The sequence below is a fragment of the Streptomyces sp. NPDC030222 genome, from assembly GCF_055573115.1.
Window position 1 is genome coordinate 532,276 of record NZ_JBVICA010000001.1, and the last position, 24,649, is coordinate 556,924.

Annotated in this window: 24 protein-coding genes; 23 read left to right on the forward strand and 1 reads right to left on the reverse strand. The window is 70.7% G+C overall.

Annotated elements, in window-relative coordinates:
- The 12 genes from ACZ4Z5_RS02315 to ACZ4Z5_RS02370 all read left to right on the forward strand — a co-directional run bounded on the left by ACZ4Z5_RS02315 (nt 1) and on the right by ACZ4Z5_RS02370 (nt 8,832).
- Nucleotides 1-645 (forward strand): hypothetical protein, encoded by a 645-nt coding sequence (locus ACZ4Z5_RS02315; protein WP_468255347.1) that lies wholly within the window; start codon nt 1-3, stop codon nt 643-645.
- Entirely contained in the window at nt 642-1,220 is a 579-nt protein-coding gene (locus ACZ4Z5_RS02320; protein ID WP_468255349.1) for a DUF6624 domain-containing protein, read from the forward strand. The genes ACZ4Z5_RS02315 and ACZ4Z5_RS02320 overlap by 4 nt, the downstream gene beginning before the upstream one ends.
- A gap of 159 nt (nt 1,221-1,379) precedes the next feature.
- The gene (locus ACZ4Z5_RS02325) at nt 1,380-1,847 is read left to right on the forward strand and encodes a DUF6082 family protein (RefSeq protein WP_468255352.1); all 468 of its coding nucleotides are present in this window, start codon (nt 1,380-1,382) and stop codon (nt 1,845-1,847) included.
- Nucleotides 1,848-1,988: 141 nt separating this feature from the next.
- Entirely contained in the window at nt 1,989-2,399 is a 411-nt protein-coding gene (locus ACZ4Z5_RS02330) for a 6-pyruvoyl trahydropterin synthase family protein (protein ID WP_468255355.1), read from the forward strand.
- Complete coding sequence (locus ACZ4Z5_RS02335) at nt 2,396-3,142, forward strand: 7-carboxy-7-deazaguanine synthase QueE (RefSeq protein ID WP_468255357.1); 747 nt, start codon at nt 2,396-2,398, stop codon at nt 3,140-3,142. Before ACZ4Z5_RS02330 ends, ACZ4Z5_RS02335 begins: the two co-directional genes overlap by 4 nt.
- A 57-nt stretch (nt 3,143-3,199) precedes the next feature.
- Complete coding sequence (folE, locus tag ACZ4Z5_RS02340) at nt 3,200-3,829, forward strand: GTP cyclohydrolase I (protein ID WP_468255358.1); 630 nt, start codon at nt 3,200-3,202, stop codon at nt 3,827-3,829.
- Complete coding sequence (locus ACZ4Z5_RS02345) at nt 3,826-4,653, forward strand: hypothetical protein (RefSeq protein WP_468255360.1); 828 nt, start codon at nt 3,826-3,828, stop codon at nt 4,651-4,653. Before folE ends, ACZ4Z5_RS02345 begins: the two co-directional genes overlap by 4 nt.
- A complete protein-coding gene (locus ACZ4Z5_RS02350) occupies nt 4,650-5,729 on the forward strand; it encodes a hypothetical protein (RefSeq protein WP_468255362.1) in 1,080 nt (359 codons plus the stop codon). Before ACZ4Z5_RS02345 ends, ACZ4Z5_RS02350 begins: the two co-directional genes overlap by 4 nt.
- Entirely contained in the window at nt 5,726-6,418 is a 693-nt protein-coding gene (locus ACZ4Z5_RS02355; protein WP_468255365.1) for a dTMP kinase, read from the forward strand. Before ACZ4Z5_RS02350 ends, ACZ4Z5_RS02355 begins: the two co-directional genes overlap by 4 nt.
- Nucleotides 6,419-6,454: 36 nt before the next feature.
- The gene (locus ACZ4Z5_RS02360; protein WP_468255367.1) at nt 6,455-7,384 is read left to right on the forward strand and encodes a DUF2797 domain-containing protein; all 930 of its coding nucleotides are present in this window, start codon (nt 6,455-6,457) and stop codon (nt 7,382-7,384) included.
- Nucleotides 7,385-7,444: 60 nt separating this feature from the next.
- Nucleotides 7,445-8,290 carry a class I SAM-dependent methyltransferase gene (locus ACZ4Z5_RS02365; protein ID WP_468255369.1) on the forward strand — a complete coding sequence of 282 codons (846 nt, stop codon included), beginning with the start codon at nt 7,445-7,447 and terminating at the stop codon, nt 8,288-8,290.
- Complete coding sequence (locus ACZ4Z5_RS02370) at nt 8,287-8,832, forward strand: NUDIX hydrolase (protein ID WP_468255371.1); 546 nt, start codon at nt 8,287-8,289, stop codon at nt 8,830-8,832. The genes ACZ4Z5_RS02365 and ACZ4Z5_RS02370 overlap by 4 nt, the downstream gene beginning before the upstream one ends.
- A gap of 20 nt (nt 8,833-8,852) precedes the next feature.
- On the opposite strand, the gene ACZ4Z5_RS02375 is transcribed toward ACZ4Z5_RS02370, so the two are convergent.
- The gene (locus ACZ4Z5_RS02375) at nt 8,853-9,383 is read right to left on the reverse strand and encodes an NUDIX domain-containing protein (protein ID WP_468255374.1); all 531 of its coding nucleotides are present in this window, start codon (nt 9,381-9,383) and stop codon (nt 8,853-8,855) included.
- A gap of 141 nt (nt 9,384-9,524) precedes the next feature.
- Here ACZ4Z5_RS02375 and ACZ4Z5_RS02380 point away from each other — a divergent pair, with 141 nt between their 5' ends.
- From ACZ4Z5_RS02380 to ACZ4Z5_RS02430, 11 genes are all read left to right on the forward strand, one after another.
- Nucleotides 9,525-10,730: a hypothetical protein gene (locus tag ACZ4Z5_RS02380; protein ID WP_468255377.1), complete on the forward strand. Its 1,206-nt coding sequence runs from the start codon at nt 9,525-9,527 to the stop codon at nt 10,728-10,730.
- A 354-nt stretch (nt 10,731-11,084) separates the two neighbouring features.
- Entirely contained in the window at nt 11,085-11,960 is an 876-nt protein-coding gene (locus ACZ4Z5_RS02385) for an aminoglycoside phosphotransferase family protein (protein WP_468255380.1), read from the forward strand.
- On the forward strand, nt 11,957-12,427 hold the full coding sequence (locus ACZ4Z5_RS02390) for an NUDIX domain-containing protein (RefSeq protein ID WP_468255382.1): 471 nt from the start codon (nt 11,957-11,959) through the stop codon (nt 12,425-12,427). The genes ACZ4Z5_RS02385 and ACZ4Z5_RS02390 overlap by 4 nt, the downstream gene beginning before the upstream one ends.
- Nucleotides 12,424-14,412: an ABC transporter ATP-binding protein gene (locus ACZ4Z5_RS02395; RefSeq protein ID WP_468255385.1), complete on the forward strand. Its 1,989-nt coding sequence runs from the start codon at nt 12,424-12,426 to the stop codon at nt 14,410-14,412. The genes ACZ4Z5_RS02390 and ACZ4Z5_RS02395 overlap by 4 nt, the downstream gene beginning before the upstream one ends.
- 23 nt (nt 14,413-14,435) lie before the next feature.
- A complete protein-coding gene (locus ACZ4Z5_RS02400; protein WP_468255388.1) occupies nt 14,436-15,575 on the forward strand; it encodes an NUDIX hydrolase in 1,140 nt (379 codons plus the stop codon).
- A gap of 212 nt (nt 15,576-15,787) precedes the next feature.
- On the forward strand, nt 15,788-16,171 hold the full coding sequence (locus tag ACZ4Z5_RS02405; RefSeq protein WP_468255390.1) for a hypothetical protein: 384 nt from the start codon (nt 15,788-15,790) through the stop codon (nt 16,169-16,171).
- Nucleotides 16,168-18,909, forward strand: coding sequence for an MFS transporter (locus tag ACZ4Z5_RS02410; protein ID WP_468255392.1), 2,742 nt, complete (start codon nt 16,168-16,170; stop codon nt 18,907-18,909). The genes ACZ4Z5_RS02405 and ACZ4Z5_RS02410 overlap by 4 nt, the downstream gene beginning before the upstream one ends.
- Complete coding sequence (locus tag ACZ4Z5_RS02415; protein WP_468255395.1) at nt 18,899-19,813, forward strand: NUDIX hydrolase; 915 nt, start codon at nt 18,899-18,901, stop codon at nt 19,811-19,813. Before ACZ4Z5_RS02410 ends, ACZ4Z5_RS02415 begins: the two co-directional genes overlap by 11 nt.
- 82 nt (nt 19,814-19,895) lie before the next feature.
- Nucleotides 19,896-21,275 (forward strand): phosphotransferase, encoded by a 1,380-nt coding sequence (locus tag ACZ4Z5_RS02420; protein ID WP_468255398.1) that lies wholly within the window; start codon nt 19,896-19,898, stop codon nt 21,273-21,275.
- A 44-nt stretch (nt 21,276-21,319) separates the two neighbouring features.
- Nucleotides 21,320-23,710 carry a methyltransferase, FxLD system gene (gene fxlM, locus ACZ4Z5_RS02425; protein ID WP_468255401.1) on the forward strand — a complete coding sequence of 797 codons (2,391 nt, stop codon included), beginning with the start codon at nt 21,320-21,322 and terminating at the stop codon, nt 23,708-23,710.
- 87 nt (nt 23,711-23,797) lie between these two features.
- Nucleotides 23,798-24,580: a PIG-L deacetylase family protein gene (locus tag ACZ4Z5_RS02430; RefSeq protein ID WP_468255403.1), complete on the forward strand. Its 783-nt coding sequence runs from the start codon at nt 23,798-23,800 to the stop codon at nt 24,578-24,580.
- The last annotated feature ends 69 nt before the right edge of the window (nt 24,581-24,649 follow it).

The following is a 24,649-nucleotide window of genomic DNA, read 5'->3' on the forward strand; positions in this document are numbered from 1 at the left end:
ATGTCCGCCGTTCCCACAGCCGCCGAGCAGTCCCCCGCGCCCCTGCACCAGCGCCCGGCACCGTTACCTCCCGTTTACGAGATGCGCTCGCTGCGCACGGACGCCGAACGGGCCGAAGCCGCCGCACTCGTCCAGGACCGCCAGCGCTGGCTCACCCTCCGAGGTCTGCCCGTACCCGCCCGCGCAGACATCCCCTCTCTCTTCGGCGACCCGCAGGCGGAGCTGGCCGGACTGATCGAGGACGGACTCCTGCTCGCCTGCATGATCCTTCAGCGCGAGCCCGCCCTCAGCTGGGGCGAGGGCCCTTGCCTCTTCCTCGGCCACCTCCACACCCTCCCCGACCGCTCCGACGACACGATCCGGCTGATCACCCTCTGGGCCTCCGACTTCGCCGCCCGCCTCGACCTGCCGCACGTACGGGCCGAGGCCCTGGCCCGCCACCCCCTCGACGCCGACCCCATCGGCCGCTTCCTGAACCGCCTCACCGACATGAGCTGGGGCATTCGCGGCTCCGGAACCGGACAGACCGGCGAGCGAGTCGCCCGCCTCGAACTCACAGCGGAGCTGCGGCCAGGGCTAAGCGCGCTCGTCGGCTGCAGTGTCCGCGAGCCACGGTCCGCCGCGGATGAGCGGAGTGTCGCGTGACGACCACCGAACCGCTACGGCCGGACGTCGCCCGCGAGCTGATCACCCTCGCGGAACAGTCGGCTGCACGGCGGGCACAACGCGTCCGTAACCAGCTCGACGCCGTCCAACTCGGGCGGGGCCGTCACGCCGACCATGCCAGCGCCAAAGTGCTGCGCCGCATCCTGGCCGACCACGACTGCTGGCCCGGCCATCGCCTCGTCGGCCCCGACGCCGCACGCGCCGCCTGGAGTATCGCCCTCCACTCCAACGACGAACCTGACTTCCAGCGGGCAGCCGCCGTCCTGCTGCGCCGCGCCGTCCAAGCCGACGACGCACCGATCCAGCACTGGGCGCATCTCCACGACCGTGCCCTGATCAACACTGGGCACGACCAGGAGTTCGGTACGCAATTTTTTTTCGACGCCAATGGGATCGAGTTGTGCCCCGTGCGTGAGCCGAACACCCTGGACCCGCGACGGGCCGGCGTGGGGCTCCCGCCGGTCGCCGTCGCCTTGGAGAAGGTGCGTCACCGACTCGCATCCATGTGCGGTGACGGCGACTCTCCGACCGTCTTGCTTGCGGGGGCCGCATGACGGAAGACGAAGTCCCGCTCCTGATCGCCGAGGCCGGCGAAGCAAGCCCTGCCGCAGCTCCACCGAGGTGGCCCTCCAGACGCGGCCCTCACCAGCCTCGCGACCGGGCGACCTCCTCGTGCACCCCATAAGCCCGTTCTACGAAAGGACCGTCGCCGCATGAAGCTCACCACCGCCGTGCTCGCTGCCGGCGCTGCTGTCTCCCTCGCCACAGCCGTGGTCGGAGTCGCCCGACTCCGCCAGGACGCGCGGCACCAGGGCGAAAGGAACGAGGCGGTCGTCGCGCGGAACCAGCTCGACTGGCTGATGCAGATGTCCACGGCCCCCGACCTCGCGAAGCTCTGGGCGCCCGACGGCATGAGTGTCGACGAGTGCATGCAGCTACTGAAGGCCAACCAGCTGATCTGCATCCTCAGCCTGCGTGACCGTCTGGGCTTCGTCCGCGACGGACAACTGCCCTTCTACGCCTCGATGCTCATGGACAGCGAGGTCTGCAGAAGGTACTGGGCGCGTTTCGGGGACCTCCGCGCCCAGGAAGCCGAGGGCGACAGGCGTGCCGAGCGGTTCACGGAGGCCCTGAACAAGGCCGCGCAGGCACACCCCCAGAAGCAGCCCGCAACCGCCTGAAGAAGCGGCTGCCTCGTCCCACCCAGGGCTTTGACAGATGCGGGAACCGCCTCCTGCCGGATCTCGAACCCGACTACCAGCCCCCGAGTGAATCCATCCGGTGACCGAAGCAGCCTCATCCGCAACTCCTCAAGGACAAATATGGACCTCAGTACCGTTCCACTGCCTCCCGGTGCCCTCACCATCGGTAAGAAGTTCGACTTCGAGGCCGGCCACCGGCTGCCCGGACTGCCGCCCGGGCACAAGTGCTCCCGCCAGCACGGTCACAGCTACGAGGTCGAGGTCATCCTCACCGCTCCCTCGCTGGAGAAGCCCGGCTTCGTCACGGACTTCGGCGCGCTCGCCCCGTTCAAGAAGTTCCTGGACACCGAGCTCGACCACCACAACCTGCACGAGGTCCTCCCCTTCGAGCCGACCTCGGAGCGCCTCGCCCAGTTCCTGGCCGGCTGGTTCATCCAGAACCTCCAGCCGACGATCCCCGGCCGCCTGGTGGCTGTCCTCGTCCGCGAGACCGGGAGCAGCTGGGCCCGCTTCGATGCGGAAGATCAGTGACCACGCCTGAGCCGGTCACCGGCGGACCGACGGAGGGCGATGCCGAGTTCCGGCTGATCGTCGCGGAATGCTTCGGTGCCGAGGTGCCGACCTTCCAGGGCGAGGGCCCGAGCTGCGGGCACCCTGCCCTGTTCATCCGCCTGTCCCGGTGCAACCTGACCTGCACGAAGTGCGACACGAAGTACACCTGGGACTGGTCCCAGTTCGATCCGCGCAAGGAGTCTACGAAGCGGTCCGTGGCGGACCTGGTGGCCTGGGCCGCGTTCTCGCCGGTCGAACTGGTCGTGATCACCGGCGGCGAGCCGTTGATCCAGCAGGCACGGCTGGTGCCTCTCGTCCGGGGACTGATAGCAGCCGGCAAGCGGATCGAGTTCGAGACGAACGGCACCATCGCGCCCGCTCCCGAACTGGTGGCCGACGGGGTCCGGTTCAACGTCTCGCCCAAACTCGCCAGCTTCGGCGTCAAGGAGACCAAGAGCATCGTGCCCGCCGCGCTGGAGGCGTTCGTGGCCTCCGGGCGGGCGGCGTTCAAGTTCGTCGCTTCCACGGCGGACGACCTCGACCGGATCGCCGAGCTGGCCGACACCCACCGGCTCGCGCCGGTGTGGGTGATGCCGGAGGGCACCACCCCCGAGGTGATCACCGCGACCACCCGGGTCCTGGCCGACGCGGTCGCAGCCCGGCACTGGCACTTCACCACCCGCCTTCACGCATTGGCCTTCGCGGACGCCCGAGGCCGCTGACCGCGCGCGCCACCACGCCCCATCCGTTCCCCCAGTCCCCGGAAACGAGAGACGCCCATGACGACCTCTATCGCCAGCCCGGCAGCGGCGCCGACCGCCGCCGTCCCCGGGCCCGCTGCGGTCATCGACACCGGCCGGGTCGCCGGCCTGATCCACCAGCTCTTGGTCGAGCTGGGCGAGGACCCCGCCCGCGAGGGGCTGACCGGCACCCCGGACCGCGTCGCGGCCTGGTGGAACGCCTTCCTGGCCCCGGACGGCGCCGCAACGGCCACCTGCTTCACCGAGTCCCAGCTGGGTGGTCAGCTGGTCATCGTGGGCGGCATGAGCGTGTGGTCGCTCTGCGAGCACCACATGCTGCCCATGAACTTGCAGGTCACGGCCGGATACGTGCCGGACGGCGAGGTGGTGGGCCTGTCGAAGTTCGGGCGGATCGCCCAGCACTTTGCCGGCCGACTGCAGGTCCAGGAACGCTTCACCCGCCAGGTCGCCGAATACCTCCATGGCGTGATCGGACACGAGGACGTCGCCGTCGCCGTGCGCGGCGTGCACCTGTGCATGAGCATGCGTGGCGTACGGATGGAGGAGGCCCGCACCACCACGGTGCACTCGGGCGGGCGCTTCGGTACCGACCCCCTTCTTTCCCAGCAGTTCCTCACCCTCACCACCGGGCTGTGGGGGGCGCCGTGATCAGCACCACGGGCATCGACTTCTCCGTCATCGCTCCGCCTGCTTACCTGGAGAACTTCGTCGCCCAGGAGCCGGCCCGCGTCCACCACGTGGCCGCCCAGCACGTGCTGTCCGACGAGATCTACCGGGGCTTCTTCGCTCGCGAGGCCGAGCGTGGCGCCGAGATCATCGTCGATAACGGGCTCTTCGACCTCGGCTACGCCCTGCCGGCGGAAAGCCTCGTCGAAGCCGCGCTGGCGGTGTCCGCGAGGGAGATCATCCTGCCGGACGTCATGCGGGACGGGGCCGCGACCTTGAAGGCGAGCGAGAAGGCCGCGCGAGAGATCCGGGAGCTGTCCGGCGATGCATTCCGGCTGTGCGCGGTGTTGCACGCCGCGGACGATGACGAGTGGCTGCGCACCTACGACGCCTTCGTGGCCAGCGACTGGGCCGGGTCCATCGCCCTGCCGGCCTCGCGTCGTCCGGATCCCGACGAGCAGCTGTGCCGCACCCGCTGGGTGGCGACCGCCTACCTGCAGGACCACGGCCTGGTCGACGATCTGCTCGTCTACCGGCTGCTCGGTCTGGGCCGGACCGGGCACCTGGAGCTGATCGAGCAGCGCGAGCACGAGTGGATCTCCTCCGTGGACGGCGCGGCCCCGGTCATCCTCGGCGCGATGGGCGTCGCCCTGCTGCCCGAAGGGCCGTACGAGAAGCCCTCCACGCCCCGGATCGAGAAGCTCGGCCCGATCCCCGAGGACCGGTTCGACCTCATCCGGAAGAACATCTCCGTCGTCCGCGCGGCGGCGGGCAGCACCGTGACGATCGCCGAGGAGCACCGATGACCCCCTTACTGGCCGACCCCGCCCCCGGGCTCCTGCGCGCCGCCCCGATCGAGCCGGCCGGGCACACCATGACCCACTCGAGGCTGCTGCGCTACCTGGAGATCAAGGTCCACCACCTCATTCAGGACCAGAACTGGGACAGCATCCGCGTTATCGGCGGCTACGACCGCACGGCGGTGGTCTCCCGGTACGAGAAGACCGGGAAGCTGTTCAACATCGAGCGGCCCACCGCAGAGGTCCACGGCCGTGACCTCGTCGTCAAGGCGTTCCCCGGAGCCGACTATGTCCAGCACTACGCCCTGATCATCGCCACTTACCTGGCCATGACCGGCCGCCCGGCCGACACCGTCACCTATCAGCCGCCCGAGCAGGAGGAGTGCCGAACGGCGCTCAACTCGCTTGACCTGAAACTGGACGGCGACCTGGTGATCGTCGGCTGGGGCCTTCAGTACCTCGCTCACGAGAACGGAGTGTGGACCCGCGGGCCCGGCTACGCCTGGCAGCGCACCGAGGTCGCGGGCCGTCGCGTGGTCTATCTCGGGTTCCTCCACAGCATCTGGGGAGACGTGGCCGGACGGGTCGTCGCGCGCCTTGCCGAACTCGGCGCAGGCGATGTCGTCTACGTCGGCAAGGTCGGCTCACTGACCCCGGGCGTCGAACCGAACGCCTGGCTGGCGACCGGCAACACCAGCCTGGTGCGCGGGGCGATGGTGAGTTGGGACGACTTCTTCGGCGGCTACGCCGCCGCCCACGACGGGGTGCGCAGCGGCCTGCACGTCTCCTCCCCGTCGATCCTGCTGGAGAACCGCGACTGGCTTCTCCAGCACACCGCCTCGTACGCCTTCGTCGACCCGGAGATCGGCCCCATGGGGGCGGCGGCGCGCCAGGCGGGGATCAGATTCGGTTACCTCCACGTCATTTCCAACAACCTCGCCACCCACTATCCCGCCGACCTGTCCAATGAGCGTCACAGCGACGTCCTGCGCCAGCGCGCCGTCCTGGTGGACCGCATCCGCACCATCATCACTGGCCGCCTGACCGCCAGCCCGACCCACGCCCTGGGAGAATCCCGATGACGGCGAACGCGCCGACCACCACCGCAGCCGGGAAGTTGATCACTTTCGTCGGCGGTGACGGGGCCGGCAAGTCCACCCTCGCCGCCCGCCTGCACCAGGCCCTCAACGACGCCGGCCACACGGCAGTCCTCATCGGCAAGCGCAGCACCGACGTCCCCCAGGACCCGGAGCTGTCCGCCTACCTCGACCGCCTCAACGAGCTGGTCTACCGGCGCGACGCCCGCGTCGCCCAGGCATGCGGCGACCACTACTGGCTGCTGGCCCTGGCCTCCTGGTACACCCTGCAGGACCGGCTCGTCATCCAGCCGGCCCTCGCCGCGGGTACCCACCTGATCCTCGACAACGCGCACCACAAGATCCTCGCCCGGTACGCGGTCAACCCCGAGGTCTGCCCCCGCCTGTGCGAGCAGGTCTTCGCGCATCTGACGAAGCCGGACCTGGTGTTCTTCCTGAACATCGGTGCCCGCGAGGCTCTCGTCCGCAAAGGCTCGTTCACTTCCCTGGAGGCCGGCCACGCCGGCGGCGGTGACGAGGACTTCATCCGCTACCAGGACACCGTCCTGCACCAGATGCGCGAACAGGCAGAGCGCGGCACCTGGCTGACGCTGGACGTCGCCCAGTTGGACCGCGACCAGGTCTTCAAGGCCGCCGCCGCTGCCCTGGCCGACCGTCTGCACCTGACCGTCTGACCCGGCCCTCCCTCCCCCATCGACAAGGAACGCACCATGGACCAGGCCCTGCCCGCTAGCGGGACATACGTCTGCCACGGCATCACCTGGGCGAGCGGAGACCCCCGTCTTCTGCTCGCCCCCGTGACCGGCGGACCGCTTGTCTACGCCCCGGTCACGGGCAGGCGCCTGGGTTACCAGGTGAGCGGTACCGGCCGGTGGTGCACCGGCCGGTACCGGTTCGCCGACCGCGTCCGCGTCGAGGCAGTCGCCTGCCCTGAGCGGGCCCCGGCCGAGGCTGGCGGCCAGTGCGCGGCCTGCGCCGGGCGGGACGACTTTCGCTTCGCTCACCGGTTCCACTCCGGCGGGCACGTTCCCGACGCCCTGGCGGCGTACATGGCCCAGCCGCACTGGCTGTACCTGGCGACGTTCGCTGACGGCACCACCAAGATCGGCACCGCGGCCGAACCACGTAAGCGCTCCCGCCTCGACGAACAGGGCGCCCTGATCGCCACCTACCTCGTCCGGAGTCCTGACGGCCGCGCAGTGCGGTTTCTGGAGGATGCCCTCACCCGCCGCCTCGGCCTGACGCAGACCGTGCGAGCCGCGGCCAAGCTGACGGCCCTGGCCGAGCTGCGCGACCTCGCCCCGGCCCGCGCCGCCCACCAGCAGCACCTCGACCGCGCCACCGAGGCCCTGAGCGGCCTGAACGTCCCGGCCACGCCGGAACCGTGGACGCCGCCCGGCGAAGGCGACCTGCTGCGGACGCCGGAGACCGGGCGCGCCTTGTACCCGCACGACCCACGCTCCGGTGAGCACGGGCTGACGGTGCTCTCCTGCCTCGGCTCCCAGGTCCTCGCCACCCTCGACGGCGACGGTGAACAACTGCCCTACCTGCTCGACCTCGGCACCCTCAAGGGCCGACGGATCCTCCTCGGCGCACAGTTCTCCTCACCGCCCGCCGCCGTACAGTCCGCGCTCTTTTGACCCTGTCCGAACGCCCGGCCTGCACTGCCGGGCCGCCCTGAGAAGCGAGGCCACAGCAACATGGCACCCCAGGACGCCATCCTCGGCTGGGACGAGGACAGCAACGCCGAGGCGTACAACGCCTTCACCCGCGCCCACCCCATGTACGACGCGACCAGCCGCGACCTCGCCCGCCGAGGCCATCTGGCCAACGCCAGCCTGGTAGTCGACCTGTGCGGCGGCGCCGGCGCGACCGCCCGCGCGATCCTCGACCTGATCCCCGCCCGCGCCCGGGTCGTCTCCGTCGACAACGCCGCCGCGATGCAGCGTGTCGGCCGCCGCACCCTGACCGACGCCCGCCTGACCTGGATCACCGCCCCGGCCGAACGGCTCGCAGACCACCTCCACGCCAGCAGCGCCGATGCCGTGGTGTGCAACTCCGCCATCTGGAAGACCGATACCACCGCAGTGTTCGCGGCCGTCGCCCACATCCTGCGCCCAGGCGGGCACTTCGTCTTCAACATCGGCGGCGGCTTCGCCGGCGTCCGGCATGCCGACGAACTGCCCGCCCGCACCGGGCCTTCCCTCAACGCCCTCATCCGCCAAGTCGCCGCTGAGGCCCACGGATACACCCCACCGCCTCGCGACGCCGACAGGCCGCCGAAGCTGCCGCTGGAGACAGTCACCGAGCAGCTGACCGCGGCGGGACTGACGGTCGTCGGCACAGAGGTCACCGCCCAGCACAGCACCATGGCCGAGAAGAAGGCGTGGCTGTCCATCCCCGTCTTCGCGCGGCCCGAAGGCGACTTCACCCACGCCCAGCGGATGCAGATCCTCGACACCGCCTACGCCATGACTACCCCCGACGCCCCGACGGTGACCAGCTGGCTCGTCGTCGTCGCCCAACGGCCGGAGGCCGCCGCATGACCACGGCAGTCCCGGCTCCCGGCGGCAGGGTCCGCCTCTGTGACCACGCAAGCGTCGGGGTACTGATCTCCTCCCCGAGCGGCCTCCTGGTGTTCGAGCGGGCGACCCCTCCGGCCGGAATCGCCCCGGTCGCCGGCCACATCGACCAGCATGGCGGCCCCGAACAGACCGCCCGCAACGAGGTCACCGAAGAGGTCGGTCTCACCGTCACCCACCTGCACCCGCTGCTGGACCAGTGGCGGCCCAACCGCTGCCGCCGCACGCCCAGCGGTCCGGTCGGCCACCACTGGTGGATCTTCCAGGCCGAGGTCTCCGGGCCGCTGTGCCCCTCGCCCCGGGAGGTCCGCGCCCCTCGGTGGATCCACCCCGACCAGCTGCAGCAGCACGCGCTGCGGACCGCCGCGTACGCCAATGGGTGCCTGGACCGTGAGGAGTTCGAGCGCGAACCCGGCCTGGAGCCGGTGTGGTGCCGTTTCCTGCACGACCTTGAGCTCGTCACCCTGCCCGCGGCCGACCTCGATCGGATCGAGGCCGTCCTGTGAACGGCGACCAAGGGCCTACCTCAGCGGGAGCCGACCGCCCGGCCGGCCGCAAGGCGGCGAGCGTGCGCACGAATCCGCTCACGGTCCTCGGGGAAGACGCTGTCCCAGTCGGCGTCCAGACGGAACCATGCCGCCGGCTGGTTCTGCTCCCCGGCGAGCGGTACGTCGCGCCCGACGACCGCGGCATAGGACAGGCCCAGCGTCGGAGACCAGTCGGCCCGGTAGGAACGCACCGCCACGGCTGCGGGCTCGGGCAGCAGCTCGCTGCGCAGGCCGGTCTCCTCCAGCAGCTCTCGTGCCGCCGCCGCACGCGGCGCCTCGCCCGACTCCACCTTGCCGCCGGGCGGCACCCATCCGCGCACGCGGTGCTTGACCAGCAGGACGTGCTCGAAAGCAGGGTCGGTGACCCACACCTCGGCCGCCAGCGGCTCCATCGGATGCCGACGGGCTTCCTCCAGCCAGGCCCGTGCACCGTCGAACTCCCATGCGGCGAGGCGGGCATCCGCAACAGCCTCGTCCAAGATCACCTGACCGACTTCACCATGACTCACCCGTCCCACCCTAGGCCGACGAACCGGCCGGACGTCGCAGCGACGAGCAGGCAGCAATCCGGGGTGCCCGGCCGACCCGGTGGCCCCTTCGGGCTGCAGGGCGATCACCCGTGGCGCCCGCTTCACACGAAGGAGTCCAGCGTGCACGATGAGCAGACCTCGGACCGGGGGGCCTGGGTCGTCCTCGGCGGCGTCCACCTCCTCAACCGCACCGCGCCACGGCGACCAGACGAGCCGATCGTGCTCGTACGGGTGCCACCACAAGAGGTGTGCCGGCCGGCCACCACCGTGATCGTCCGCTGGAACGCGCTGGGGCCTTGCCTGGCCGAAGCGCTGCACCCCGGCGGCACCCGGCTCGGCGCGGCCAGGATCGACGGCGGCGAACTGTTCCCCGACGCCATCGCCGGCCCTGCCCTGCGCGGACTGGTCGGCACCGAGGCCGCCCCCGGCCTGGTGCCGCTGTGCTACCTGGCCGAACACCCCGGCGGCTACCACGCGTACGCGCAGATCCGCTTCCACCCCGAGGACGCCTGCTTCGTCCGCACCACCCGAGAACCAGTCGGCCACGGCCCGGTCGAGGAACTGCGCTGGCTCGGGCCCGTGCTGACGGCGCACGCAGAGTCGAGCACGGCGCTCAACAACCACCTGCGGTACTTCCGCAAGCACTTCTCCGGCACGGAGCTGGAGTTCAAGTACACCCTCGACCCGGCACCGGACATCTGGGCCGCGTCCATGGAACTGCTCAAGGCACTGCGCGACGGCAAGCTGGAAGGCTGCCGTCCGGAGTACCGGGAAGAGTTCCAGATCCACCACACCGAGAACCATCTGTTCGACGTCACCGGCCCCGAGCCCGAGATCGGCTACGCCTCCTTCATCCCCACCGTCACCGCCGGGCACGTGCTCAAACGGAAGTGGTTCACCGAGGACGCCTTCGCCCGCCGCGAGGAACTCACCCCTGGCCTCGACATCACCCCTGACCGCTTCGAGACGTTCCTGCGCGAAGACCTGGGCCTCCAGGTCCGGGCCATGCCGCCCTTCCAGCGCGTCCGCTACGACATCCAGTGCGAGTCGCTGCGCACCGGACACGTCTACGGCATCTTCCTCGACCGCTGCGCCCTCCTGGCGGCCCCCGACGTAGTGCTGTCCCAGTGCGAGCTGGAGTACCTCCGCTCGCGCAGCATCCTCGACCACGACCAGGACGAGGTCCTCATCGAGATGAAGCGGATCGATCACTGGCTCTGCGAGTACCTCGCCAGTCGCGGCTGGGCGACCGAGCACACCTTCTACTCCAAGCGCAGCTTCCTTCGCGACGCCATCGCCCTCCGCCCGGACCTCGCCACGCCATGACCGACCAGGCGGCACCCGGCAATCCCCCGCAGGAGGTACCGCAACCCACATGAGTGATCGAACACAGCATCACGACCCGCCCCACCCGACCACAGAAGGAGAGGGCCCGGTATTCGAAATCGAGTTCTAGATTTCGCCCGCATCCACCCGTTACGGCGACAGCAGAACCGCCGTTACCCGATCACCTGTCCGCATCTCGCCCCGAGGAGCCCCCATGCATCCCGTACACCGCCCTGCGCTCGTTCATCCTGCGTTCGAAAACACCGCTGCCTCCTCGGGCGCCAGCCTTCACCTCGCCTCCGACCGCGCCGCCCTGCTCTCCGACGGCGCACGACCGGATACGAGGTACCTCGCATGACGGACTCCACTCGTCTTCCCTCCCACCTCCACGCCTGGGTGGAGAGCGTGCTGGGCCCCCTGGACGATGTGCGGGACTCCTCGCACGACCGCGACAAGTCCCAGGTGTGGAGGGTGACGCGCCCCGCCGGCGACCACCACGTGAAAGTGGCGCCCAAGCCGATCCTGTACACGCGGGAGACCCGTGCCTACCGGGTGGCGGATCCTCACCTCGGTCACGGCAATGCCCCGGTGCTGCGGGACAGTTCCGCGGAGCTGCTCGCCCTGATCTTGACCGTGGTGGACGGCGAGCCGTTGAAGGAAGAGGAGTCACCCGCGCGCCGCCGCACGGCCCATCGGCAAGCCGGCCAGCTCCTGCGCCGCTTCCACGACGCGATGACCGGCCCCCTGGTCCAACCGAAAGCCGACGCAGTCGTCGAGAACACTGTGGCCAGCCTGGGCAAGCACATCGCCGAGGCCGGCGACCACCTGTCCACTACAGAAGCCGACCTGCTGCGGCGCCTGGTGAGCGCGCTGCCCGGCTGCGGACCGCTACCGGCCGGGTGGCGGCACGGGGACTTCTGGGAGCGCAACCTACTCTGGAACGGCCAGCGCTGCGCATTGATCGACTTCGAACGCAGCGAACCGGGCCCCCGTGTCACCGACTTCGTCAAACTCGCCACCTCGCTGTGGCCGGACCATCCCGAACTGCGGACCGCTCTGTTCGAGGGGTACGGCCGGCCTCCGTCCGGGACAGAGGAATACGCGCTGACCGCGTTCGCAGCAGCTGACGCCGCCAACGCCCTCGCCTACGGCCCCCGGCACGGCGATCCGCTTGTGACCGCGCGCGGCCGGCGCACCGTCGAACGCCTGCTACAGGAGGGCCGCCTGTGAGTGACGCGCCTCACCTGCTGATCGCTGACGTGGCCCAAGTCCTGCTCCGCTCGAACGGCGCAGCCCTGTGCGTACGTCGCAAACCGGAGGCGGCCCTCGCACCGGGACAACTCACCGTCGTTGGTGGCCATCTGGAAGCCGGTGAACCGCTCGACCACGCCGCGCGGCGCGAAGCGGAAGAAGAGACGGGGGTCCGCATCAGCGCCGAGCAACAGGAGTTCTGCGGCCTCATTCACCACCACGACTCCGGCGACGGCCCGGACCGGATCACCGCCGTCTTCGTCGCCCAGTCCTGGGCGGGCGAGCTGCACAACGCCGAGCCGGATAAGCAGGAGGGCTTGTTCTGGGTGTCGATGGAGAAGCCCCCGCCGGACTGCCACCCGTACACCACCGCCATCTTCCACATGATCACCCACGGCCCGTCCTACCGGGCTCTGAACTGGCCGACGCAGGGAGGAAGCGAGTGAAGCGATTCTTCGGCAAGGTCCACATAGCGGAGCCCCAGGTATCCGAGGCAGAACGCGAGCTCTTCGGCGGGCCGTTGCGCTACGACATGGGCTGGTCCCAACACGAGCACGCGGGCCTGGACTTGACCATGCGATCAGCGCTGCGCCAGATGCCCAGACTCGTCGGCGCTGCCCTGCGGATGGCCTGGAGCGCGGATCGCCGCGCGCTCGTGGCAGTGGCGATCAGCGAACTCGGCCAGGGCATCGCCGCCGCGGTCGGCCTGCTTGCCATCAACGCGGTCATGCACGCGCTGTTAGGGGGCGGAGACGCTGTCGAGCGGCTGCACGCCTTGCTGCCGGGACTGCTCGCCGCCGCGGGCGTCGCCGTCGTCAACTCCGCTCTGGCCGGCTGGTCGACCTCTCGGGCCGGCCGTTTGGAGCCAAAGGTCGAGCGGATCGCCACCACGCAGTACCTGGCCGCGGCCACCGCCGTCGAACTCGAAGCCATCGACGACCCGGACTTTCGGCGTCTGATCGACATCGCCCAGTACGGGCCCGCCTCCGCGCGCCGCATGATCGGCGCCTGTGTCTCCGCGCTGAACAGCAGTATCTCGCTGATCGCCACGGCCGGTGTGCTCACCGTCCTGCATCCGGCGCTGCTGCCCATGCTGCTGGTCATCGCCGCGCCCCGGGGTTGGGGCGCCATGCGGGTGGCACAGGAACGCTACGTGTCGATGATGAGCTGGATCGAGCACCTGCGGGCCAGCCGCCTCATCGGCAACCTCCTCACCGAACGCACCGCCTCACAAGAAGTGCGCATCCACGCCGTCGGTCCCTTCCTCCTTGACCGGTACCGGCGCATGGCCGCCAGCGCAGAGGCGGAGCAGGAGCGTCTGGCCTCCAGCAAGGCCGTCACCGAATGGGTCGCCTCCGCGCTGTCCGGACTGGCAATGGCCGCCACCTACGGAACGATGATCTGGCTGATCATGGCCGGGCACATGAGCCTCGCCGTCGCCGGCACCGCCGTGATCGCGGTGCGGACCGGGTCGGCGAGCCTGGGCGCCCTGGTGATGAACATCAACCAGCTGCACGAAGAGTCCCTCTACGTCCGGGACCACGGACAGTTCCTGGTCGAAGCCGCCCAACGCGCCATCCCCCAGACCGGCAACCCCGTTCCAGACCAGGTCAAGCAGGTCTCCCTAGAGCACGTCACCTACCGGTATCCCGACCGCGACGCACCGGCCTTGGACGACGTCACGCTCACCTTCCCCATGGGGTCGGTCACCGCCGTCGTGGGCGAGAACGGCTCCGGCAAAAGCACCTTGATGAAGATCCTGTCCGGTCTCCTGCTGCCTCACGACGGCACCGTGAAGTGGGGCGAGGCCGACATCTCCGGGCTCCAACGCGCCGAGGTCTTCCACCGCGTCTCCCTGCTCACCCAAGACTTCCAGCGCTGGCCTGTCACGGCCGCGATGAACATCCGCATCGGCCGTCCCGCCCACGACGCCTCGGCCCACGACCTGCAGCAGTCCGTCGACTACGCCGGAGCCGGGCCCGTCACCGCCAAACTCCCCAACGGTCTGGACAGCATGCTCGGCCGCATGTTCCGCGGAGCCATCGAACTCTCCGGCGGGGAATGGCAGAAAGTGGGTCTGGCCCGCACCCACTGGCGCAGCTCAACATCGAAAGCGGACAGCGTTCTCATCGTCGACGAGCCGACCTCCGCCCTCGACCCCGAAGCCGAGATCGCCGCCTTCGACCGCATCCGCCGCCTCGCCGCCCCGCACCGAGCCGTCGTCCTGGTCACCCACCGCATGTCCGGCGTTCGCCACGCCGACCACATCTACGTCCTCAACCAAGGGCGCCTCACCGAACACGGCACGCACAACGAACTCATCGCCGCACGTGGCCGATATGCCTCCATGTTCGACACACAGGCCGCCCAGTACGCCCCGACCCCGAACGTCCCGCAGCCTGCTTCGCCCAGCGTCGTAGACAAGGCATGACCGCCCCACCGAAAGGCAGAGCCATGTCCTCCTCCCTCCGCCCGCCAGCACGAGTTGCCTCGCAGTCCGTCCTGTCATCAGGGCAGTACGCCGCAACCCGGCACTCGGTGTGGCTCGGCACCGCCGCGATCATCACCGACCAGGTCGGCCGCGTCCTGCTGGTCCACCCGACCTACCGCGAGGACGACCGGTGGCTGCTGCCCGGAGGAGTCGTCGAACCCGGCGAACACCCACACCTCGCCTGCCGGCGCGAGATCACCGAGGAACTGGGCCTGCCGGACCTGGCCCTCTCGAGCGTGCTCGCCATCCACTCCCTCTCACAGCACCACCCAGATATCGGGCCCGGCACACTCTGCCCCGGAGAGATCCGGTACGTCTTCGACGGCGGAACCCTCACCCCCGATCAGGCGAAGGCGATCCGCCTGCCCCGAGAGGAGCTGTCCGACTACGGCTTCCTCGAAACCCGGGACGCGGTGCAGCGGCTGCGCCCCGTGGACGGGCAGATCATGCTGGCCGCCTACCGTGCCCGGCTGGGGAACACCGCCACCGCGCACCTCGCTGACGGCCGGCACATTCTCGATGTCCCGGCGCTGGACCACCATGACGTCCACGTCCGCTACCGCCCCCTGTGGGGCAGTCCCCTCAACCGCAGCCCCGTGCCCGAGCAGCTCCCCGTGCAGCAAGCCTGGGCGTGGTGCTTCGTTCCCGACGGCCGGGTCGTCCTCGTAGCCGACCCTGGCCCCCGGGGTGCCCTGGCCATGCTGCCCGGCGGCACCGTGGAGAAGACCGACGCGACGCCCGAGGCCACCCTCCACCGGGAAGCCGCCGAAGAAGCCCAGCTCACTCTGACTGATCCGGTGCGACTGGGCTGGGTGCTGGACGAGACCGGCGAGGTCTACGGCGGAGTGGGGCCCAACGCCCGGCTCCGCCTGGCCGCCCGTGTCACCGACATCGGGCCGGCGGCCGTCGACCCCGCCACAGGCCACCCCTTCGCACGCCTGCTTGCCACGCCGGCACAGGCAGCCGCCCTGCTGGGGTGGGGCCCTCCCGGAGCACGGCAAGCCGGACTCGCTGCGGAGACCGCTCGGGAGCGCTGGAGCCTTCCTGTCGCTTCCACCGCCGCGATCGAGGAAGTCCCCGCGGAGGGGATGCGGCTGAGCTGACACGAACGACCACCCCGCCTCAATTCGTCCCGCGCTGCGGCCCCCTATGTGCCAACATGCCGCGCCGGGCGCAGTCCCTGGGACCAGGCAGACGTCACCGCAGTTCGACGAGACGTACTGCGGCTTCGCCCGGCGTGCCTGAATTCGCGAACTCCACCTTGGTCGACCAAAAGGACAACCGTGACGACCCCCCGGCTACCGAACTCAGCGACGTGAGCGAGCTTCGCCACCAGCTCGTCGAGCGACTCCGCGCCGACAGCCACATCCGCACCGCTGCTGTCGAGCGCGCCTTCCGCGCCGTTCCCCGGCACGCCTTCGCTCCCGACGTCGCTGTGGAAGCGGCGTACGCCAACGACATCATCCCCACCCGCCACGCGCCCGACGGCCGGGTGATCAGCTCCGTCTCCGCGCCATGGCTCCAAGTCGACGTGCTCGAAGCAGCCCGCATTCGGCCTGGCCACCGCGTCCTTGAGATTAGCTCCGGCGGCTACAACGCCGCCCTCATGGCCAGCGGCGGCGACTACGGCGCCATGTTCACCCTTCAAGCCAGCGGCTACCAGCCCAGCACCGCCACAGCCGAGGAGGCGGGCTGGTGAACCCCTCCGCCACCAGTCGACCGCTCACCGGGCCCCGTGAAGGACACGCGTCCACGTCGTTGTGGCGGCACCGCGACTTCCGTCGCTACCTGACCGGCCAGACCGCCAGCGTGGCGGGAAGCTCGATCAGCTCGATGGCGATCCCGGTGCTCGCCGTACTCCACCTGGACGCCACTCCCGGCCAGGTGGCCTGGCTGGCGTTCTGCGGGCAGCTGCCGCCCGCACTGCTCGCTCTGCACGCCGGTGCGCTCGCCGACCGGCACTCCAAGCGACGGCAGATGATCACCGGTGACCTGGTCAGCGCCACGGCGCTGGCAACGGTGCCGGTGGCCGCGGCCCTGGAGGAGCTGACCCTGGCGCAGCTCATGGTGGTCGCCGTGGTTCACGGGGCCGCGGGCGTGCTGCACGACGCGGCGGCGATCAGCCTGCTGCCAACGCTGGTCGATCGGTCCCTGATCCAGCGGGGCAACAGCCGCATCGGGGGCCTGTTCGCGATCGCGGCGACCGGTGGCAGCAACCTCGGCGCCGCGCTCACCGCGCTGCTCGGCCCGGCCCGCGCCCTCCTCGGAGACGTCGGCTCCTACCTCCTCAGTGCCTGGTGCACCGCCCGCATCCAGGCCCGCGAGACGACCCTGGCGCGGACCAAGCAGCGCCGGCTGCGGACGGAGATCACCGAGGGCCTGCGATACGTGCGCGACGACCACCGGCTGAGCGTGCTCACCTGGGTCAACGCCACCACGTCGCTGGCCCTAGCCGCGCTCAACACGCTGTGGGCGCTGTACCTCCTGCGAGTCCTGGAGATGAGCGCGACCGCCTTCGGCGTGGTCCTGGGGATCGGCGCCCTGGGCGCGGCGGCCGGGGCTCTGTCCGCCCCGGCCATCGCGCACCGGTTCGGACCCGGTCCGATGATGCTCAGCGCGCTCGCGCTCACGCCGCTCACCCAGGTCCCGCTGCTGCTGGCCTCGCCAGGGCTCGGCTGGGAGATCGTGATCGGCGCAGCGTTGTTCCTTCAGCTGGCCTGCGCGGGTGCGGCGGGCACCACCCAGCGGTCGATCCGGCAGATCATCACCGAGGACTGCATGCAGGCCCGGATGCAGGCTGTGAGCACCTGGCTGACCTCGGGCGCCCGGCCGTTGGGAGCGCTGCTAGCCGGCGGACTCGGCACCTGGGCCGGAGTACGCCCCGCGCTGATCGCCGGTGGGTGCCTGCTCGTCGTACCGCTTGTGGTCCTGGCCCGCTCGCCGCTGCGCGCCCTGCGACAGATGCCCTCCACTCCGCGCACACCGGAGGGCACGGGCCACACTGCGGGGCAGCCGCCTGCCGCTGCCAGGCCGACCGTGCCTGCGCCGGGGCCTGCGCCCGCCGAGGAGGGCGCAGGGCGCGATGGACGGAGGCATGCCGTGACTTACCTGAACACCGGAGGTGCGGATGTCCGGCCGACCGCCCCCGCGCTCCCCGAACCGCGCCCCGCCCCGCCCTCCCCCGCCGCGACGGATGCGCAGGTCGTGGCCGCACGGACAGAGATGGTCGCCCGCCTGGAGGAGGCCGGTGACCTTCAGACCGGTGTCGTGCGCGATGCGCTGCTCGCCCTGCCGCGCGAGACGTTGATGCCGCAGGCGTACGTGCGGCGCAGCGCCCCCGACGAACCGCCGCGCTGGGAGCTGCTGGACTGGTCCCGCCCCGCCGACCGGGAGGAGCTGCTGGGTCTTCTCCACAGCGGGGACAGCGTGTCCATCCAGCACGAGGGCGAGCCAATCCTCAACCGGGCCCCCGGCGTCCGGTCCGGCGGCGCCATGACGGCGATGTCGAGCACGATGGGCATGACCGCCGGCCTGTTGCAGCGCCTGGACCTGCGCCGCGGCCAGCGTGTGCAGGACGTCGGCACCGGGGCCGGCGTGACCGCGGCCGTGGCTAGTTTCATCTGCGGCCACAACGGCGTCGTCACGCTCGACATCGACCAGCACGTCAGCGAGGCCGCCCGCGCACGTCTGATGGCCTTGGGGTACCAACCTGCCGTGGTCACCGGGGACGGCCTGAGCGGCTGGCCCGAGTTGGGCCCGTACGACCGGATCTTCGTGTCCTTCGCCGTACCCCGGATTCCGCCGGCCCTGGTTGCCCAACTCGCGCCGGGCGGACGTGCGCTGATGACACTGGGCACCTCCTCGCCGTCCTGGCCGGGCCTGGCAGTGATCACCAGAACCCCGACCGGTGTTGTGGAGGCGGAACTGGTCGCGGTGGAGTTCGGGCATCGCGGCGGCGCGGGCTTCGATCGACTGTTCCTGTCCGCCGCCTTCCGCAAACAGATCGCCGCATCCGAAGGCGGCCGGACCCGGCCCAGCCGGCTGGAGCCTCCGGCGGACACCGACCGAGGCATGTGGCTGGCCCTCGACCACCTCCACCCCGGGCTCGTCCGCGACCGCAGCGCGGAAGACCTGACGATCGGCGCACCCCGGTGCGGCTCCTGGATGCGAGCACGCCCCGTCGGCCACCGACGCTGGGAGGTCACCACCTTCGGGCCGCGCGACATCTGGGCAGAGATCCATTACGTCGCCGACCGCTGGCTCGCGGCCGGCTCACCGCACACCTACCGGCTAGAGATCGACGCCGACGGCGCCCAGCGGGTGACCAGCCGCTGCCGCGCCCTGTGCTGGACGCTGACCGACGCCTCTCACACCGATACGGGGGCGACAGGCGAGCCTGACCCGCACTCCGAGAAGGGCGAAAGCCATGCACACTGATTCCACAACAGCCACCAGCACCGCCGTCATCCTCACCAACAGCCGCGGGCAGTACCTGCTGCACCTGCGCGATGCGAACAAGCCGATCTGCGATCCGGGCACGTGGTCGCTGATCGGAGGAGGCCCCGAAGGACAGGAGACGCCCGACGAGGCGATCGTCCGCGAGCTCCGCGAGGAGGCCGACCTCGTCATCCCCCACCTGACGTTCTTCACCACGGTGGAAGCCTCGGACCCCCACGTCACCGAGGGCCGGATCCAGGTCTACGAGGGCCGGTGGGACGGGGACGCCGACCGGCTGCCGGTCACCGAAGGCATCATGTTCCGCTGGTTCGACGTGGACACCATGGTCCACCTCTCTATGTGTCCCTGGGCGTACGAGGCGATCCTCGCCCACCGTGCGAAGAACCCCCTCAGCGAGATCGCGCCGGTACCCGAGCAGCGGCCCGGGGCATCACAGGGCGGTGCGGGGGCCGTGAGGAACGTGATCGGTGCCCACCTCTACCTGGAGCGCGACGGGCACACCCTGCTCGGACTGCGCCATCCCGACATCGCGTACGCCGCCGAACAGTGGCACGCGCTCGCCGGACACGTCGAGCGGGAATCGGTGCGGTCCTGCCTGGTCAGGGAGGCGGTCGAGGAGGCCGGTCTCGTCATCAGGCCGGAGGACCTGGACCTCGTGCACACGGTCCACCTTCTCGACCACGCCGATGCGGAGCCGCGCATCCAGCTCTTCTTCAGGGCGTCGGCGTGGTGCGGAGAGCCGGAGGTGCGGGAACCGGACCGGTGCGTCCGCTGGGAATGGTGGCCGCTCGACGACCTGCCAGAGCCGATGGTGCCCTACACCCGTACCGCCATCGACGGCATCCGCTCCAGCCGCTCCTACTCAGAGATGGGATGGGCGTGAACGTCGAAGCACGAGTGCCCAACCGCCTCGACGCACCGCCCGTGTTCACCGTGCTGCTGGCCCGCCGGCCCGGGACGGTGTCGTGAGCGGCGAGCTGCGGCACCGGGAGCCGGTCGACGTCCACCTGATCCTGCGCCGTGACAGCGCCGCCGGCCCCGAGGTCCTGCTGTCCCGCCGCGCCGGGGACGTCTACGCCTCGGGCATGTGGCACCTGCCCTCCGGTCACCTCGACGGACCTCACGAGGATGTCGTCGGCGCCCTGATCCGTGAGGCGTACGAGGAGACCGGCGTCGTCATCGACCCAGCGGAGGTCCGCTTCGCGGTGACCGTGCACCACCGCAGTCCTGGTGGTGGTGCACGGTCCGGGGTGTTCTTCGAGGTCCGCATCTGGCAGGGCACTCCCGCAGTCCGGGAGCCGGCCGTCTGCGACGCGATGGACTGGTTCGCTCTCGACGCGCTGCCGGAGCCGATGGTCGCATACTGCCGTGCCGGGCTGGACACCTACCGGACGGGCCAGGCGATGGCCGTGCACTTCCAGCAGCCCGGCGACCCGATCGCCTACGACCCGGCCCTCAACCGGTGCCGCCCCGTCCCCACGGCCGGCGTGGTCGGGCCGGATGCCCGACTGCGGGAGTTCACCGAGCGAGCTGTCGGTCGCGTCACCGGCTGGACGGACGTCTCCTGGGCGCGGGAGGGCAGCCAAGTGTGGCTAGCTGTCGGTGCCGAGGACGGGGAGTGGTTCGTCAAGGTCCACCAGAACGAGCGCTTCCACCAGCGGGAGGTGTCCGCCTACCGCACCTGGGTCCCGGACCTGGGCGCCGCCGCGCCCCGTCTGGTCGCCGTCGCTGAGGAGCTGCGGGCTGCCGTCATCACCGCGGTACCGGGCCGCTCCCTGCACGGCGCCGTCCACCCACCCGCAGAACAGCGGCGGATCTTCCACCGCATCGGTGAGCTCGCGGCAGCCGTCCACCGCAGCGCCCCGGCCCGGCCGGTGACTGGCGCCACCGCGCCCCTGGGGAAGTGGGAGCGGCACCTCGACGCCGCGCGGCGGCACCTCGGCCCCGGAGACGAGGAGTTCGTCCGGGCGATGGTGGTGAAAGCCGCAGCATTGCCTCCCCTGGAGACGGGGCCCACGCATGGCGACTTCCAGCTGCGCAATCTGCGCTGGGACGAGGCCAGCGGGAGCCTGTACGTGATCGACTTCGAGCGGAGCGAAGACGGCCCGGCCGTACGGGACTTCGTGCGCCTGGCCGACGCCTGGGCAGGCCGGCCGGACCTGTACGAGGCCGTGATGGACGGCTACGGCCGCCCGTTCACCCCGGCTGAGGAGGAGCACCTGGCCGTCCTGGCTGCCCTGGACGCCGTCTCCGGCATCCAGTACAGCGCCGCCCACTGCGATCCGGAGCTCGTCGAACGGGGCCGCCGCACCCTGGCCCGCCTGCGCTCAACGGGCCGCCCTTGAACACCGCATCGTCCACCGCACCACACCAGTTGAGGAGCAGCACCGTGGGATACACCCACCGCGAGGAGTGGCAGCAGCACTACGCCGACGGGAAGAACTTCCGGCAGGTCGGTGACGCCGAGCGGGCTGTGTTTGCCGAGCACACGCCCGTCCCCGAAGGCGGCGGTCGGACGCTCGACGTGGGATGTGGCACCGGCGAACTGGCCGCCTACCTCGCGTCCCTCGGTTACGCCGTGGACGCCGTCGACTTCGCCGGCAGCGCGATCGCCCGGGCCCGCGAGGAACACCCGGAAGCGGAGGGGATGCGCTGGCTACAGCTGGACATCGAGAACGACGACCCGGCAGAGCTGCACCAGGAGGGATACGACCTGATCAGCCTGCGCCTGATGTATCCCTTCCTGCGCGACCGCAGCCGCGTCCTGCACGCCCTCGGCGAGCGGCTGCGGCCCGGCGGCGCACTCGTGGTCATCACCCCGGTGGTCGATCACACCCCCGCGGAGCGGCGGGACATCGCCCTCGACGAGGACGAGATCGGCCTGCTCACCGCCGGCTGGAAGCAGGTCGTACGGTTGGAAGCGGACGAGCTCACCGTCCTCGTTCTGCGCGGCTCCTGCCACAGGGACACCACGGCGGTCGAGAGGCGGCAACCACCCACTGGTCACGCCGTGACCGGAGCCCTCGCGGTCGTCACCGACGAGGCTGGGCGGGTCCTACTCGGCCGCTCGCGTCGGGGCATGTGGGAGCTGCCCGGCGGCAAGACCTCCGGACCGGAGGACTTCGCCGCGGCGGCGGTCCGCGAGCTCGGTGAGGAGACTGGCCTAACCGCTTCGGCCTCGGACGCGTATGTGGTGACGATGCTCGCCGACGACAGCCACGGGGTGCCCCGGCTCACGGCCGTTGTCCGGATCACCGCCTGGTCGGGGACCCTCACCAACCACGAGCCGAAGTTGTTCGACCGGTGGGAGTGGCATGACCTGCACGCCCTGTCTTGCGTCGGCGACGTCTTCACCCCTGCCGTACAGGCACTGGCCGCCATCTGGCCCGGGATCATCCCCGACCTGCCGCCCGTCCACGCCTACCCCCTCGCCGTCGACCAGCCGCCCGTGCCCGGTGAGCCAGCCGAAGCCGCCCGGCTCCGCCACGAGATGGCCCAGACGGTCATCAACGGCGGCTGGGCCCCCTCCGAACGGGTCCAAGAGGCGCTGCGGACCGTGCCCCGCCACCGCTTCGCCCCGGAAGCGAACCTCGCGACCGCGTACGACGGCGGCGACCGGGCTGTGATCACCCGGCGGGACGAGACCGGAGCGGCGATCAGCTCGGTGTCCGCAGCCTGGCTCCAGGCCGACATGATCGAAAGCCTGCACCTTCAGCCGGGCGCGATCGTCTTCGAGGCCGGGTCCGGCGGTTACAACGCCGAACTGATCGCCCACGTAGCCGGAACCGAGGGGCGCGTGGTCACCGTCGACATCGACCCGTGGGTCGTGCGCCGCACCCGCCGGTTCACCACGGAGGCCGGCAGCGGACGCGTCACCGTCGTCGAGGCCGACGCGGCCCTCGGGGCACCCGCACACCTCGTGCCGCGCGGCGGCTTCGACGGCAGTCTGATCACCTACAACTGCTGGGACATCGCCCCGGCCTGGTGGGAGCAACTGGCGGAGGGCGGACGCCTGGTTCTGCCGCTGGAAATCGGCGGCTACACCCGGGCGATCACGCTCGAGCGGCGCGGCCACGTGCTGCACGCCCGCCACTTCACGTACTGCGGCTTCGTCCGTGACCAAGGGCAGCACGCCCGCACCGTCCCGGTCGCCGACCTCCTCGACGGTGAGCTGACGCTCCGCTTCGAGAACGGCATCGCCACCCCGACAGCCGGTTTGGAGGAGGCGTTGCTCGGGCCTCGGCACGAGCTCGGCACCGGCGTGACCATGGGGGCGGGCGCCTATTTCGGCTCCCTGCAGCTGTATGCGGCCACCACCCTGCCCACGTTCTGCCGACTGGCCGCGCACCAGGACACGGAAACGGGCGTCACCGGCATCGCGAAGGACCGTGACACGCCGGCGATCGTCGGCGACGCCTCGCTTGCCTACCTGATCAACGTCCAGACCCGGTATGGCGAGCGCCCCGAGGACAAGGAGTGGGAGTGGTTCGTCCATGCCTTCGGTGAGCAGGGCCCGCAGCTCGCCGAGCAGTTGGCGGCCACAGTGCGGGCATGGGACCGCCACGTGCGCGCCGACGATAACAGCAAGCACGCTGATCCGATCCTGACGGTCCACCCCGCCGGCAGGCCCGACGACCTGCTGCCCGCCGGGGACGTCCTGGACAAGGAGCACTGCCGCCTGGTGTTCCGGTGGCCGGGCCGCAACGGGCACCTTCCGGGCCCCGCCCGGCACACCGACGCGATCGCCGCGGCCACGGGAGAAGCATGGCCATCTGGCTGAACGGACCGTCCGGCTGACCGGCCCCCATCAGGACACCCGCCCATCCTCTGCTCCCTGTCCGACCAGACAGGACCACCGTCCCGGGAGATGCCCGTGTTGCCCAGTCTGCTCGCCGTCTTCGCTCACCCGGATGACGAGTCCCTCCTCGCCGGCGGCGTGCTCGCCCAGCACGCCGCCGCCGGGGCACCCACGGCGGTGGTCACCGCCACCTGGGCCCCGGACAGCCGACGGGCCGCCGAGCTCGCAGCGGCGCTGGATGTCCTCGGCGCGGGTGCGCCACGGATGCTCGGATACGGCGACGCCCGCAACGAATCATCGGCGCCCGGCCGCACCCGCTGGTGCGACGTGCCCCTGCACGAAGCCGTCGCCCAGGTGGTCACGCACATCCGGCGGTTTCGCCCCGACGTCATCGTGACTCATGACGCGCTCGGCCAGCTCACCGGGCACCCGGATCACCGGCGCACCCACCAGGTGACGCTGCTCGCTGTGGAAGGAGCCGGAATCGCTCACCTCCACCCGGCGGCCGGCGAGCCGTGGCAGCCCCGCGCGCTCTACGCGGCCACCCACCCTCAGTCCGGTATCGGCGACCTCGGGCCGCTGCTGCGCGAGGTCGGCAAGACCCTGCTGGCCATGCCGGACGAGTACGTGACCGTCGCCGTGAACGTGACGGAATGGCTCGACCGCAAATGGCGCGCGATCTGCTCCCACAGCAGCCAGCTCGAAGGCGAGCGACCGCTGCCAGCGCTGCTGTCCCGCGTCGATACGGAGATGCGGGACAGCATTCTGGCCACCGAGTACTTCACCCGCTTCAGCCTCCCGACCGGCGGCCCCGTCGCCTCCGCGTTCACCGGCGGTCCGCCGTCCCGGTGACGCCCCGTCGCGTCTGACCAGCCCCAACCAGTGACCTCGGCCCACCCGATGACACGGACAAGGAGATTC